Origin of the sequence: Methylocystis sp. (assembly GCF_021731785.1) — a bacterium.
Classification (GTDB): Bacteria; Pseudomonadota; Alphaproteobacteria; order Rhizobiales; family Beijerinckiaceae; genus Methylocystis.
Window position 1 is genome coordinate 1 of record NZ_JAKFWS010000176.1, and the last position, 11557, is coordinate 11557.

Annotated in this window: 17 protein-coding genes, 1 tRNA gene and 1 pseudogene; 11 read left to right on the forward strand and 8 right to left on the reverse strand. The window is 62.8% G+C overall.

Annotation, left to right across the window (positions count from 1 at the left end):
• Nucleotides 1-250: 250 nt before the first annotated feature.
• From QZ964_RS20530 to QZ964_RS20575, 10 genes and pseudogenes are all read left to right on the forward strand, one after another.
• Nucleotides 251-1111, forward strand: a pseudogene (locus QZ964_RS20530) (DUF3987 domain-containing protein); the annotation flags it as partial.
• A 3-nt stretch (nt 1112-1114) separates the two neighbouring features.
• Entirely contained in the window at nt 1115-1492 is a 378-nt protein-coding gene (locus QZ964_RS20535) for a hypothetical protein (protein WP_292534053.1), read from the forward strand.
• Nucleotides 1489-1803, forward strand: a complete 315-nt coding sequence (locus tag QZ964_RS20540) for a hypothetical protein (protein ID WP_292534054.1) — start codon at nt 1489-1491, stop codon at nt 1801-1803. Before QZ964_RS20535 ends, QZ964_RS20540 begins: the two co-directional genes overlap by 4 nt.
• A complete protein-coding gene (locus tag QZ964_RS20545; RefSeq protein ID WP_292534056.1) occupies nt 1800-2291 on the forward strand; it encodes a hypothetical protein in 492 nt (163 codons plus the stop codon). The genes QZ964_RS20540 and QZ964_RS20545 overlap by 4 nt, the downstream gene beginning before the upstream one ends.
• On the forward strand, nt 2291-2602 hold the full coding sequence (locus QZ964_RS20550; RefSeq protein ID WP_292534059.1) for a hypothetical protein: 312 nt from the start codon (nt 2291-2293) through the stop codon (nt 2600-2602). The genes QZ964_RS20545 and QZ964_RS20550 overlap by 1 nt, the downstream gene beginning before the upstream one ends.
• 52 nt (nt 2603-2654) lie before the next feature.
• Nucleotides 2655-3098 (forward strand): hypothetical protein, encoded by a 444-nt coding sequence (locus QZ964_RS20555; RefSeq protein ID WP_292534062.1) that lies wholly within the window; start codon nt 2655-2657, stop codon nt 3096-3098.
• A gap of 211 nt (nt 3099-3309) precedes the next feature.
• Nucleotides 3310-3759 carry a hypothetical protein gene (locus QZ964_RS20560; protein ID WP_292534065.1) on the forward strand — a complete coding sequence of 150 codons (450 nt, stop codon included), beginning with the start codon at nt 3310-3312 and terminating at the stop codon, nt 3757-3759.
• The gene (locus QZ964_RS20565) at nt 3759-4358 is read left to right on the forward strand and encodes a terminase small subunit (protein WP_292534066.1); all 600 of its coding nucleotides are present in this window, start codon (nt 3759-3761) and stop codon (nt 4356-4358) included. The genes QZ964_RS20560 and QZ964_RS20565 overlap by 1 nt, the downstream gene beginning before the upstream one ends.
• Complete coding sequence (locus tag QZ964_RS20570) at nt 4355-5086, forward strand: hypothetical protein (RefSeq protein WP_292534068.1); 732 nt, start codon at nt 4355-4357, stop codon at nt 5084-5086. The genes QZ964_RS20565 and QZ964_RS20570 overlap by 4 nt, the downstream gene beginning before the upstream one ends.
• A 2-nt stretch (nt 5087-5088) precedes the next feature.
• Nucleotides 5089-5349: a hypothetical protein gene (locus QZ964_RS20575; RefSeq protein ID WP_292534070.1), complete on the forward strand. Its 261-nt coding sequence runs from the start codon at nt 5089-5091 to the stop codon at nt 5347-5349.
• A gap of 455 nt (nt 5350-5804) precedes the next feature.
• On the opposite strand, the gene QZ964_RS20580 is transcribed toward QZ964_RS20575, so the two are convergent.
• The 8 genes from QZ964_RS20580 to QZ964_RS20615 form a co-directional block, all read right to left on the reverse strand.
• Nucleotides 5805-5880 (reverse strand) — tRNA-Glu (locus QZ964_RS20580).
• A gap of 105 nt (nt 5881-5985) precedes the next feature.
• Nucleotides 5986-6570 carry a polymer-forming cytoskeletal protein gene (locus QZ964_RS20585; RefSeq protein WP_292534073.1) on the reverse strand — a complete coding sequence of 195 codons (585 nt, stop codon included), beginning with the start codon at nt 6568-6570 and terminating at the stop codon, nt 5986-5988.
• A gap of 88 nt (nt 6571-6658) precedes the next feature.
• Complete coding sequence (locus tag QZ964_RS20590; protein WP_292534075.1) at nt 6659-7612, reverse strand: tyrosine recombinase; 954 nt, start codon at nt 7610-7612, stop codon at nt 6659-6661.
• 65 nt (nt 7613-7677) lie between these two features.
• A complete protein-coding gene (locus QZ964_RS20595; RefSeq protein WP_292534077.1) occupies nt 7678-7821 on the reverse strand; it encodes an oxidoreductase in 144 nt (47 codons plus the stop codon).
• A 159-nt stretch (nt 7822-7980) separates the two neighbouring features.
• Nucleotides 7981-8583: a septation protein A gene (locus QZ964_RS20600; RefSeq protein WP_292534080.1), complete on the reverse strand. Its 603-nt coding sequence runs from the start codon at nt 8581-8583 to the stop codon at nt 7981-7983.
• A 6-nt stretch (nt 8584-8589) separates the two neighbouring features.
• Nucleotides 8590-9636: a signal recognition particle-docking protein FtsY gene (gene ftsY / locus QZ964_RS20605; RefSeq protein WP_292534082.1), complete on the reverse strand. Its 1047-nt coding sequence runs from the start codon at nt 9634-9636 to the stop codon at nt 8590-8592.
• Nucleotides 9637-9738: 102 nt separating this feature from the next.
• Nucleotides 9739-10194: a VOC family protein gene (locus QZ964_RS20610; RefSeq protein WP_292534089.1), complete on the reverse strand. Its 456-nt coding sequence runs from the start codon at nt 10192-10194 to the stop codon at nt 9739-9741.
• A 16-nt stretch (nt 10195-10210) separates the two neighbouring features.
• Entirely contained in the window at nt 10211-10699 is a 489-nt protein-coding gene (locus tag QZ964_RS20615) for a MarR family transcriptional regulator (RefSeq protein ID WP_292534084.1), read from the reverse strand.
• Nucleotides 10700-10960: 261 nt separating this feature from the next.
• On the opposite strand from QZ964_RS20615, the gene QZ964_RS20620 reads away from it, so the two are divergent.
• The gene (locus tag QZ964_RS20620) at nt 10961-11431 is read left to right on the forward strand and encodes a VOC family protein (protein ID WP_292534086.1); all 471 of its coding nucleotides are present in this window, start codon (nt 10961-10963) and stop codon (nt 11429-11431) included.
• Nucleotides 11432-11557: the final 126 nt, after the last annotated feature.

Genomic DNA, 11557 nt, shown 5'->3' on the forward strand with positions numbered 1-11557 from the left:
AGGAGCATCCGCGCGCGTTCGACCCGGCTCGCCGGTTCTGTCCGCGAACGCGCAAGCCTCATTAACTCCGCCAGGTCGCTCTCCGTAAACGCCAACTCGATCACTCGACGTGGAGCCGCCATGATCAACCTATCTCGTTCAGCAAATCGCTGAACAAGTGTATAAACGCAGCAGTGCTCCGACGGAATCCACCGCATATGAGCGGATTCAAGGAATCTGAGCACTAGGAGGCCACGCGCTCGCCAACGAAAATCGCCTTCGCACGATGGCGGCGCTTTCATCGGCTTGGGACGGCTCGCCTTTGCGGCGCATTCGAGCGGGAGACGGCGCGAGCATTTTGCTGGGTCGCCGCCTTGCGTTCAATTTGATGTTGCAGCCGGCGACGTCAGCGGGCTTACTCGCTGACCCCATGGCGGCAGACCAAGGTCTGTTGTCGCGCGTCTTGGTATGTGGGCCGGCGTCAACCGCAGGGACGCGTTTTCAAAAGCCGCTGGCAGGTTCGACCGAACCGGCGCTTCGTCGCTATGGGGCGCGTCTTCTGGACATCCTGGAGAAGCCAGCTCCACTCCTTCCCGGCTCGCGCAATGCGCTGGACCCGCGCCGCCTAGCGTTCGACGCTACAGCAGCCTCGGCATGGGGAAGGCTCGCCGATGAAATTGAGCGGAAACTTGCGACCTGCGGGGCGTATGAGCCGATCCGAGGATTCGCCAATAAATTGGCGGAGCATGTCGCGCGCATTGCTGGCGTTCTAACAATCATCGACGACATCGACGCGCGCACCATCGGTGCCGATGCGTTGGGTCGCGCTGCAGCGATTGGCGACTACTATGCGAGCGAGGCGCTCCGACTGTTTGAGGCGGGACACGTCGCCCGAGAAGTTCGCGAGGCCGAAAAGCTCTTGGACTGGCTCATGACCTCGTGGGCCGAGCCGAAGATCGGTTTAGTCGCGATCTACCAGAAAGGCCCTAACTCGATTCGTGACGCTGCTGCAGCGAAGCGGGCCGTTGGCGTCTTGGAATCCCACGACTGGCTTACGCGACTTGAAGGGGGTGGCCATCGCGTCGCCGGAAGGCCCGTCAAGGAGGCGTGGCGGGTCAATCGGGAGGTTTAATGTATGGGCGCGCTTGCTGACTTTATCCGCCAGGAATTTGGTGAAGGTCCCCTCGCACAAAAGATTGATAAGGGGGAGGCCGCTATTTCCGCTATTCCTGCTAGCCGACCCCTCCCAAATAGCGGGAATAGCGAGAATAGCAGCACCTCCAGAATCGAATTTGAATCGCCTTCACGTGCTATTCCAGCGACTGTTTCTCTCGAAGACCGCCGGGCGTCTGTCGAAGCGATTTACGAGCGCATGGCGGCCGAGCGCTTGCGGCGGCGCGATTGGCATGCGCAGCCCGTCGAAGGCTGGCGCGACGGCCGGCTGACAATCCGCAGCATCGCCCGAGACGAGACGGTCGTTGTCGACTTCAGGAAATGGAGGTCGGGACGATGACCCGCCGTCGTCTCCCAAACCGCCGAGCGGGCGAAACCATCGGCTTCGAATTTCGCGGCGCTGCCTATACCGCGACCTTCTCCTGCTTCCCCGATGGAAGGCTTGCAGAGCTTTTTATCGACGCTGCAAAGCCATCAAACGACGCCGCGGACGATGCTCGCGATGCTGCGGTGGCAATGTCAATCGCCTTGCAGCATGGAACGCCTGAAGCGGCAATCCGGGCTGCTCTGACGCGCGACGGCTCGGGCCGTCCCGCCGGCGTTCTTGGGGCGGCGCTCGATGCGATTGTCGAGGAGGCCGCGCCGCAATGACGACAATCCTTGGAATAGACCCAGGTCTCGATGGTGCAATCGCGGTTCTGACCGACGGCGGCGAGCTGCTCGAAGTCCACAACATGCCGACGCTGCTCAATGGCGCGAAAGGCCGTCGCGCCGTCAATCCAGCGCTCTTCGCCAGTATCGTCTATTCGACGCAAGCGAACCGCGCCTACTGCGAATTGATCGGGCCGCGGCCTTCGGACGGAAGCGTCGGCGCTTTCGGCTTTGGTCGCACGCGCGGGATCATCGAGGGCGCGCTCGCCGCTGCCGGCATTCCGCTGGAGATGATAGCGCCGCCGGTCTGGAAGCGCGCGTCCAGCATTGCGCCGGGCAAGGAGAATAAGGACAGCGCCCGCAGCGTCGCAATCAGCCGCTGGCCTTCGCAGGCCGCCCTGTTTGCCCGCAAGTGCGATTGCGACCGCGCCGAGGCCGCGCTGATCGGGCTCGCCGGCCTGCTGCGGGAAGGGAGGGCCGCGGCGTGATGGACGACATTCCGGACAATCCTCAAGTCCTAATTCCTTACGACCGTCACGAGGCTTGCTCAATTAGTATCGCAGCTAAGCTCGCTGGCAGGTCTGAGCAAACCATCAGAAACCAGTGCAAGAAGTATCACATTGGGCGTCGCATCGGCGGCCAATACGAAGTCAGCAAGCCGGCACATCTTATGTTGCTCGACAACGACACCACTGCGCTGCGCGCTTATCTCGCGGGCGATAGAACGAGCGAGCGCGTCCTTAAATACTTCGAACGCGCTGGCGTCACCGGAAGCGCACAAAAACTCAAAAATCTCTAGAGCCCAAAATACTCGTCTGGCGAGTTGGAATCGGCGCGCTTAGATTCGGCTCATGGAAATTGACGCATTCAATCCAGACGCCATCGCCGCGATGCCGCGCGACAAAGCCTTTCGCGCCCTGGTGAGCCTGACCAGCTACGAGCAGCGGCGCGCGACGAGAAAAGCTCTCGCCGCGCTTGGCGCTGCATCGAAGGACATAGACGCCATCCTTGCGCGCCGGAGCGAAACCGACGCGCTGATTGACGCCGAGGCTAAGAAAGTCGCCGAGGCCAAAGAGCGCCTGACGCGAGCGTTGGCCGCCCCCGAGGATGAGCCCGATTGTCCCAACGATGACGCAAGGCGCGCCGCCGTGCGCGGAATGGAAGCGACGATCGCAAAACTGCAGACGACGGGCGCGGCGCATGTGGAATGGCTCGGCGCGCTGCTGGCCAATCTCGACGCCGAGCGCGTCTTTGTCGAAGACCTTCTTGCCGAGCGGAAGGGGCCAGGAGCGTGACGCCCGCGGACCAGATCAACATCGGCCTAGCATTGACCTGCATCTTGGACGCAAGCTTGTCCGCCATCGACCCGAGCGGCGCTGCGCTTCGCCGGGCTCAATATAACCTGCGCGAAGGGCTTCGCCTCGCCGAAGAAATGAACGCGGCAAACAATGGCGCTGCGGACATCATTCGCGAAGTCGTCGCCTCAATCTCAGAAAGCGAGACCCTATGACCGATACGCCCGCCCTGCTTCAACGCCGCTTCGCCCTCGCGGAGCATATGCGCGCCATTTACTTCGTGACGGTCGAAGAAAGCATAAAGCCCGAGGATGTGTTGCGTCCCGATTTCTGGCGGCACGTCGCCTCGCAGCTGAAGCCGTATGACTTGATCGACGTCGCCGTCGATTCCTGCGCGTGGCGCATGGAATTGCTCGTTGCCGATGTCTGGCACTGTGGCGCGCGCGTCGTTGAAATGAGCCGCGTCGACATGACGGCCGAAGGCGAAGGCGGGAACGATGTCGCCGACGACCTTCGGGTTCAGTGGCGCGGGCCGGTAAATAAGTTCTGTGTCGTTCGCGCATCGGATAAGGTCATTCTGAAGGGCGGCCTCGACAACAAGAACACAGCGCTGGAGAACCTCGCCAGCATCGCCCAAGAACGGGCGGCGATAGGCAATTGATGCCAGTCCTGGAGAACCCGCGCCACGAAATCTTCGCCCGTGAGATCGCCAAGGGCGCGTCTCAGCGCGAGGCTTATCGTGCGGCGGGTTACGAGGGCGACGAGCGCTCCATGGACGCCAACGCCGCCCGGCTGATAGCTGACGATAGGGTGGCGATAAGGGTCCAGGAAATCCAAGCGACTGCGGCGAAGCGCGCCGAGATCACGATCGAGCGGACGCTGCTTGAACTGGCCAAGATCGGCTATTCCGACATTCGGAAGGCTGTCCGCTGGGGCGAAGGAATCGCCATTAAGGACGCTGAAGGCAATGAGGCCATCAGCAACGGCGTCGCCATGCTGGATAGCGCCGAGATCGACGACGACACGGCTGCGGCGATTGCGGAGGTCGCGCAGACCCGCGACGGCATAAAAATCAAACTTCACGACAAGCTCGGCGCGCTGGAAAAGATCGGCAAGCATCTCGGCATGTTCGTCGACCGCCATGAGCACACAGGCAAAGAAGGCGGGCCGATTGAAACGCGCGAGCTTTCGCCATTGGAAGCGGCGCGGCGGCTCGCTTTTGCCTGGGAGAAGGGACTGCGGGCGCTGGAGGGGAAATGAGCGGGCTTGAACCTTTAGTATTAGGCTCGATGGCGGCGAGTGCGGGCGGGACGCTGCTCGGCGCCTATGGCGAATATAAATCCGGCATGGACAGCGCGGCCGCGATCGACGCCTCGCGCCCGTATGACATCATCAACGCCACCAATCGCGCGACGGGCTTGAAATACGCCGCTGACACCGCGCTTGCCGGATCACAGCGCCAAGCGCAGGCGCGTGCGCAGGACAAGGAACTGTTGCTATCGAAGTCTCGGGCGCTTGCGGCGGCTGGCGGTGGTGGCGCGACGGACACGAGTGTCATTAATAATGAGGCGCTGATCGAACGCCAAGGCGCGTTCTACCAAGCGCTGGAGATGTTTGGCGGACTGGAGCAGTCCAACCAGCTCAATTACGAGTCTCAGAACGCCTTGCTTGAGGGCGTGAACACATACAACGCCAAGGGCGTGCAGGCGAGCAGAGCGCGCAGCGCATCGCGGTTGGCTGCGGTTGGAACACTGCTACAGGGCGGCGCGGGCCTCAAGAAATATGGTCCTAGGCTGCCGGCGCCTTTCGGTATTCCCGAAAGAGAGGTTGCCATTGCGGAGGCGCGTCGAAAGGGAGCCGAGGTGCTCGCGGACTATTCGGCGAGGGAGCTTGATCGCGAAAACGAGCGGTTGCGCCGGCGTTCGGAACGGGGGCTCTGGAGTCTAGGTCGGCGACGCTATCCCTCGATATATGATTGGGAAGACTGAGGGTGCCGAAGCCGAAGAAGCCGCCGTCACCTTTCGAAAGCGATGAGGCTAAGGAGGCGTTCAAGCAAGCGCTCCGATCCGCCTTCGCGGCGAACCGGGCGCTTCTCGACTTTACCGAAAGCGTCCTGCACGATAACCCCATCGTGGAGCCTCTGGACACAATCCAGAAGGCGGCTGCGGCGGCGCGCGATGCTGAAGCGGCCTGGGCTTACTTCCTTCGGCTCTCGCACAAGAGCTTTCCCGACAAGGTGAGGTTGAATTAGGGGGCTGGCGCTCTTGACGCCGGTTTCCCTCGCGATCTCGCGCCGCTTGCGAGTCCGAGACTCATCGCTACACTGAATTCGTGCGGGAACCTCTCCCGCATTCATAAGGAGCTATCCAATGAAAAAGATTGCGATACTTCTCGTTTGTCTCTTTGCATCGACAACCGCTTCCGTCGCCGGAGACTGCGATCATTCGTGGCAGACGGCCCGCGATGGTTCAAATTGTGGTGATCGTGCAGCCGACCAAAGAAGCGGCGGGCGCTAAGTTGGGCTTGTTCCCGGCTTGAGTAAGGAGCGGTGACGGTCAGATTTCAGTCTTTGATCTCATTGCCGTCATCGACCTCATAGGAGGATCGAGCTGCTCAATCCGCCGCTGTCTCACAGCGTCTTTTCCGTATTTTTTCCGTATGCCTGGCCGTCCTGGCCAAACTTCAATCACACCTTATTGATTTTAATGGCGCTCCCTAGGGGACTCGAACCCCTGTTTTCGCCGTGAGAGGGCGACGTCCTAGACCGCTAGACGAAGGGAGCGCGAAGGAGCGTTCTATAGACCGCCGGCTGCCGCCGCACAAGCGCGTAAGGCGCCGCGTCGGACAGGTCCCGACACGGCAAAAAGCGGGCGACAGGCAGAGGGATTCAACCGCCCGCCGACGTCTTGCGGCCGATGAGCGGGCGCGTCGCGACGCGCTTGCCGTCGCCGTCGGCGGCCAAATACAGAGGGCCCTTGGCGGCCTTGGCGGCGGCGGCGCTGCGCACCGCCTCATTGATGCGATCGATCGACGAGATCGAGGGCTTGGATGGCGGCGGCGCGACTTCCGCGCGTTCGGCGCGTTCGCCGCCTGCTTTGGTCGCCGCCGGCTTGGCGGTGCGATAATCCTCGAGCGCCGTCAGTTCGCCGGCGATCACGGCGCCCTTCTCCAATTCGATCTCGCCATAAGTGATCTTGCCCTCGACGCGCCCGCTGGCGCGAACGACGAGCAGTTGCTTGATCTCGATATGATCGGAAATCCAGCCGCTGACATCGGCTTCCGTGGCGCTGACATTGCCGCGGATGACGCCGCCCTGCCCGACCTTGATGACCCGCGCGGAGACGTCGCCCTCGATCGCGCCGTCGACGATGACGAGATCGGAGGCCGAGATTTCGCCCTTGAGCGTCACGCCCGCGCCGATATAGGCGACATTCTCTTCTTCCGGTCGAAAATCCATCGCGTTTTTCGCCATCGCCTAGCTCCTCGGTCGCGCAAAATATGCGCAAGAGCTTACGTTGAGGGCGTCTTAACATTCAACGGGAAAATACGCGCGCCGCGGCTTAGCGCGGCTTTTCGGTCGCGTCCGACAGCGGATGCAGGTCGCGCACCATGGCGCGCATGCGCTCGTCGAGCACATGCGTATAGATTTGCGTCGTCGAAATGTCGGCGTGGCCAAGCAGTTCCTGCACGACGCGCAGATCGGCGCCGTTCTGCAGCAGATGGCTTGCAAAGGCGTGACGCAGCGCATGCGGATGCATGGCGGACGCCTTCAGGCCGGCGGCGCTGGCGAGCCCCTTGAGATCGCGCGCAAAGGCCTGGCGCGTCAGATGGCCGCTGTCGCTGTCGGCGGGGAAGAGAAAATTCGAGGACGCGCGCTCGGGCGCCGTCGCCTCGAGCAGCTTGCGATAGTAAAGCAGCGCGCGGCGGGCGCGATCGGTCAGCGGCGCCAGCCGCTCGCGCCCGCCCTTGCCGCGAATGACGATGAAAGGGTCGCGCGCATGCGCCGCGCTTTTGGGCAACGAGACCAGTTCGGAGACGCGCAGGCCGGTGGCGTAAAGCGTTTCGAGCAGCGCATAGAGGCGCGCCGCCTGCAGCCGCTCGCGAACTGGCCGGCTCTCATCGTCAAGTCCTTCGCCCGCCACAGCGAGCAGGCGGTCGATTTCGGCGGTGGAGAAGACGCCCGGCGCGCTGCGCCGCCGTCGCGGGCCGTCGAGCGCCGCCGCGGGATCGTCGCCGCGATGATGGTCGACAAAGAGAAATTTGTGGAACTGGCGAATGGCCGAAATCCGCCGCGCCAAAGTCGCCGCCGACAGGCGGCGCGGCTCCAGTGCGGCGAGATAGGCGCGAATGTCTTCCGTCGTCGCCGCGCCAGGATCGCGGCCGCATTCGGAAAGATGCGCGATGTAATCGGAAAGATCCCGCCGATAGGCGTCCTGCGTATTGCGCGCCGCGCCGCGTTCGGCGGCCAGCATGTCGAGAAAGGCGTCGAGCTGGCGGGAAGCGCCGGCCTTCATGCGCTCAACTCCCCCGGATATCCTTTTGGAGTCCCGCGCGCGTTACCCGCGACGGGAACGACAACTCACTTGTTCAGCCGTTGCGCCGGAATCGTATAGGTCATCTCGCGCGGCTGCGGCGTCACATAGGTGACGAGCGCGACCATGGCGCCATAGACGATTGCAGCGACTGCCGCGACGACGATCAGAAAGCGGATGAGACTGGGCAAGGATTCGACTCGACCATCAAAAAGACTTTGACTCTATTCGCCCGAACGCGCCGCGATTGCAACCCGGACGCGGCCGAAGGCGCGCAAACGCCAGAAAAAATCCTTGTTGAATGGCCTTGTCGCGGGCGAGAGCAAGAAAAATTCAAAAGGACGCTCATCCTAGAAATGCGCTTCCGTATCCTCGTCCTCGGGGCGGATTTCGTGGCGCATGATCAGCGGCGCCTGAGTCACGGCGAAGAGGAGCGTCAGCGGCAAGATGCCGAAGACCTTGAAATTCACCCAGTCGTCAGTCGTCAGCACCCGCCGCAGGACTTCATTCAGTCCGGCCAGTGCGAAGAAGAACAGACCCCAGCGAATCGTAAGCTTGCGCCAGCCGGCGTCGTCGATATGGATCGCCATGTCGAAAACGATCGGCAGCAGCAGCTTGCCGAAATAGAGCGCGCCGATGAGGCCGGCGCCGAACAGCGTGTAAAGGATCGTGACTTTCAGCTTGATGAAGGTTTCATCGTGCAGAAAATAGGTCAGCGAGCCGAAGACGAGCACCAGCGCCGCGGTGACCACCGGCATCGCCGGCAGATGCCGGGTGATCGCCCATGAGACCGCCAGCGTCAGGACGACGCCGGCCATCAACACGCCGGTCGCGGCGAAAATGCCGTATTTGGCGTTGGCGACGAAGAACAGCAGCAGCGGCCCTAATTCCAGCGCGAGCTTCAGCCAGGGATTGAGTTTTTTCTTTACCGCGACAGCCGTTTCCTGCGTCATCTTCCTTCAACTTTCCGCATCCGCCGTTTCTTCAAGCCCCGCGATCGCCCGCGCGAAGTCGCGCGCCTCGAAGGGCTCCAGGTCCTCGGCGCTTTCGCCGACCCCGATGAAGTGGATCGGCAGTCCGTAAGTCTCGGCGATGGCGACCAGAATGCCGCCACGCGCCGTGCCGTCGAGCTTGGTCATCACCAGGCCGGTGACGCCCGCGACGCGCTCGAACACATCCACCTGCTGCAACGCGTTCTGCCCGACGGTGGCGTCGAGAACCAGCAGCACCGCATGCGGCGCTTCGGCCTCCGCTTTTTTCATCACGCGCACGATTTTTTCAAGCTCGGCCATCAGTTCGGCGCGGTTTTGCAGCCGGCCGGCCGTATCCATGAGCAGAATGTCGGCGCCCTGCTCCTTCGCGCGCCTGATCGCGTCGAAGGCGAGGCCGGCGGCGTCGGCGCCCTCCGCGCCGGACACGACCTCGGCGCCAAGCCGCTCGCCCCAGACCTTGAGCTGCTCGACCGCCGCGGCGCGGAAAGTGTCGCCCGCCGCAAGCACGACCGTCTTGCCTTCGTCGACCCATTTGGCGGCGAGCTTGGCGATCGTCGTCGTCTTACCCGAGCCATTGACGCCGACGATCAGGATGATGAACGGCTTCTTGCTGTCGTCGACGACGAGCGGCGCGGCGACCGGCGCCAGCGCGCGCTCGACCTCGCGGGCGAGAATTTGGCGCACTTCGTCGGGCTCGATGTCGCGCTCGTAGCGCGCCTTGCCGACCGCCTCGGTGATCCGCGTCGCGGCGCCGACGCCGAGATCGGCGCGCAGCAGCACGTCCTCAAGCTCTTCCAGCGTCAGGGCGTCGAGCTTGCGCTTGGTGAAAACGTCGGCGACGCCCTGGGTGAGCGCCTGCGAGGTGCGGGAGAGGCCGCCGGACAGCCGCGACCACCAGGAGCGCTTTTCCTCCTCCGAGGCCGCCTCAACCGCGGCTTCGGGCGCTGCTTCGCTCTGGCTGCCGCCGAACAGGCGGGAGAACATGCCGCGTTTCTTGCCGTCATCATTGCTCATGCAGGCGGATGCCTACACCAGACCGGGCGAAAGGGCCAGAAGCGGAAAGGCCGGCGCACGCCATTTCGGCGAAAATGCGCCGATCGGTTTTTCGCCTCGGCGCTAGCCCGTCGCCTCGGCGCAGCCCTTCGCCATCGCCTCGCGCCCGGCCGCCATCATCTCTTCCGGCGTCATGTCGCGCACATGCGTCGCGATCGACCATTCATGGCCGAAGGGATCGACGACCTTGCCGTAGCGGTCGCCCCAGAACATGTCGGCGACCGGCATTTTCGCCGTGGCCCCGGCGGCGACCGCGCGCGCGAAAACCTCGTCGACATTGTCGACCATGAGATGAATGGTGACGGGCGAACCCTTCAAAGCCTTCGGCCCGAGCGCGCCCCATTCCGGCATTTCATCGACAAGCATCACCATCGAGTCGCCGATCCGCACCGCCGCATGCATCAGTCTTCCGTCGGGTGCGGGCATGCGCATCATCTCTTCAGCGCCGAAGGCCTTCTTGTAAAATTCGATCGCGTCGGCGGCGCCGGCGCAGATAAGATGCGGCGTGATCGAGCGCATGCATGGCGGCGCGTTCTCAGCAGTGGCGTTCATGCTGTGGGTCCCTTTCTTCCATGTGAGTTTCAGCCCCTAACTTTCGCAGCGCCTTGCGAAGCTTTTGCGCTTCGCTGCGTGAAAATTCGGCGTCGAGCGCGGCATGTTCGCTTCGCCAGATCGGCAGCGCCGCCGCGAGCCGATCGCGGCCCGCGTCGGTCAAAAACAGTCTGCGGGCGCGTCGGTCCTTCTCGTCGAGCCGCGATTCGACGAGCCCGCGCCGCTCCAGCGATTTCAGCGCGGCGGTGAGCGTCGTGCGATCCACGGCGAGCGCCGCGGCGAGTTCTCCGAGGGTCGGCGCCTGCGGCGCATTGAGCGACATCATCAGCGAGAACTGCCCATTGGTGAGTCGAAGCGGCGCAAAGGCGCGATCGAAGCGTCGCGCCAGAAGGCGCGCCGCGCGTTGCGTCGCAAGGCAGAGACAGCAGTCGCGGACCTCATGAACGACCTCGATCGGCAGTTTCTTTGACATGGCGATATTATGTTGATATCAACGTTTAGCGCTTTTGTCGAGTCTTGGTGCCCCAATTCGCCCTCATGTTGAGGAGCCGGCCCGATCTCGGGCCGGCGTCTCGAAGCACGAGGGCGAGACCGTCTAGGCGATCGAGGGTTTCCTCGTCCTTCGAGACGCGTGCGACGCACGCTCTTCAGGATGAGGAAACCTCTGTCCCTTCGACAGGCGTATCGCGAAAACGACCGCGGCGAAGTAGCAGCGCAAAACTAAGGAGCAGCCATGAATCCGAAAGTCAGAACCTGTATCGCCTTCAAGGACGAGGCCGAGGAAGCGGCGCGCTTTTACGTCTCGGTCATTCCGGATTCCATTTTCGAAAGCGCCTTCCGCCGCGAACCGAACGGGCCGGCGCTGCTCGTGTCCTTCACCCTAGCCGGCACGCCCTATCAGGCGCTGAACATGGGCCGCGAGACGATTCACAATGAAGTTTTTTCGATCTCGGTGACGACCAAGGATCAACGCGAGACCGACGAGATCTGGAAAAAGCTCCTCGCCAATGGCGGCGCCGAAATCCAATGCAGCTGGCTCAAGGACCGCTTCGGAGTCCATTGGCAGATCGTGCCGGAGGTCTTGCCGCGCATGCTCATGGATGAAGATCGCGCGGCCGCCGAGCGCGCCTTTCAGGCGATGCTCGGCATGGTGAAAATCGACATCGCCGCGCTCGAAGCGGCGTTTCGCGGCAATTCCCCTTAATACCAACCTGCCGTGAGTCTGACTCACCTCGGATTCCCGAATCGGCAAATGTCTGATTCTTATTGGCGAACCGAGGGAGGTTCGTCATGGCGGCAGCGGTGCGATTGCGTGAAGATTTCGATGCCG

What these genes read in the sequence shown, in the direction of transcription:
- QZ964_RS20535 (WP_292534053.1), top strand. Translation starts at nt 1,115, where the DNA reads ATGGGCGCGCTTGCTGACTTTATCCGCCAGGAATTTGGTGAAGGTCCC.
- QZ964_RS20540 (WP_292534054.1), top strand. Translation starts at nt 1,489, where the DNA reads ATGACCCGCCGTCGTCTCCCAAACCGCCGAGCGGGCGAAACCATCGGC.
- QZ964_RS20545 (WP_292534056.1), top strand. Translation starts at nt 1,800, where the DNA reads ATGACGACAATCCTTGGAATAGACCCAGGTCTCGATGGTGCAATCGCG.
- QZ964_RS20550 (WP_292534059.1), top strand. Translation starts at nt 2,291, where the DNA reads ATGGACGACATTCCGGACAATCCTCAAGTCCTAATTCCTTACGACCGT.
- QZ964_RS20555 (WP_292534062.1), top strand. Translation starts at nt 2,655, where the DNA reads ATGGAAATTGACGCATTCAATCCAGACGCCATCGCCGCGATGCCGCGC.
- QZ964_RS20560 (WP_292534065.1), top strand. Translation starts at nt 3,310, where the DNA reads ATGACCGATACGCCCGCCCTGCTTCAACGCCGCTTCGCCCTCGCGGAG.
- QZ964_RS20565 (WP_292534066.1), top strand. Translation starts at nt 3,759, where the DNA reads ATGCCAGTCCTGGAGAACCCGCGCCACGAAATCTTCGCCCGTGAGATC.
- QZ964_RS20570 (WP_292534068.1), top strand. Translation starts at nt 4,355, where the DNA reads ATGAGCGGGCTTGAACCTTTAGTATTAGGCTCGATGGCGGCGAGTGCG.
- QZ964_RS20585 (WP_292534073.1), bottom strand. Translation starts at nt 6,570, where the DNA reads ATGGCGAAAAACGCGATGGATTTTCGACCGGAAGAAGAGAATGTCGCC.
- QZ964_RS20590 (WP_292534075.1), bottom strand. Translation starts at nt 7,612, where the DNA reads ATGAAGGCCGGCGCTTCCCGCCAGCTCGACGCCTTTCTCGACATGCTG.
- QZ964_RS20600 (WP_292534080.1), bottom strand. Translation starts at nt 8,583, where the DNA reads ATGACGCAGGAAACGGCTGTCGCGGTAAAGAAAAAACTCAATCCCTGG.
- ftsY (WP_292534082.1), bottom strand. Translation starts at nt 9,636, where the DNA reads ATGAGCAATGATGACGGCAAGAAACGCGGCATGTTCTCCCGCCTGTTC.
- QZ964_RS20610 (WP_292534089.1), bottom strand. Translation starts at nt 10,194, where the DNA reads ATGCGCTCGATCACGCCGCATCTTATCTGCGCCGGCGCCGCCGACGCG.
- QZ964_RS20615 (WP_292534084.1), bottom strand. Translation starts at nt 10,699, where the DNA reads ATGTCAAAGAAACTGCCGATCGAGGTCGTTCATGAGGTCCGCGACTGC.
- QZ964_RS20620 (WP_292534086.1), top strand. Translation starts at nt 10,961, where the DNA reads ATGAATCCGAAAGTCAGAACCTGTATCGCCTTCAAGGACGAGGCCGAG.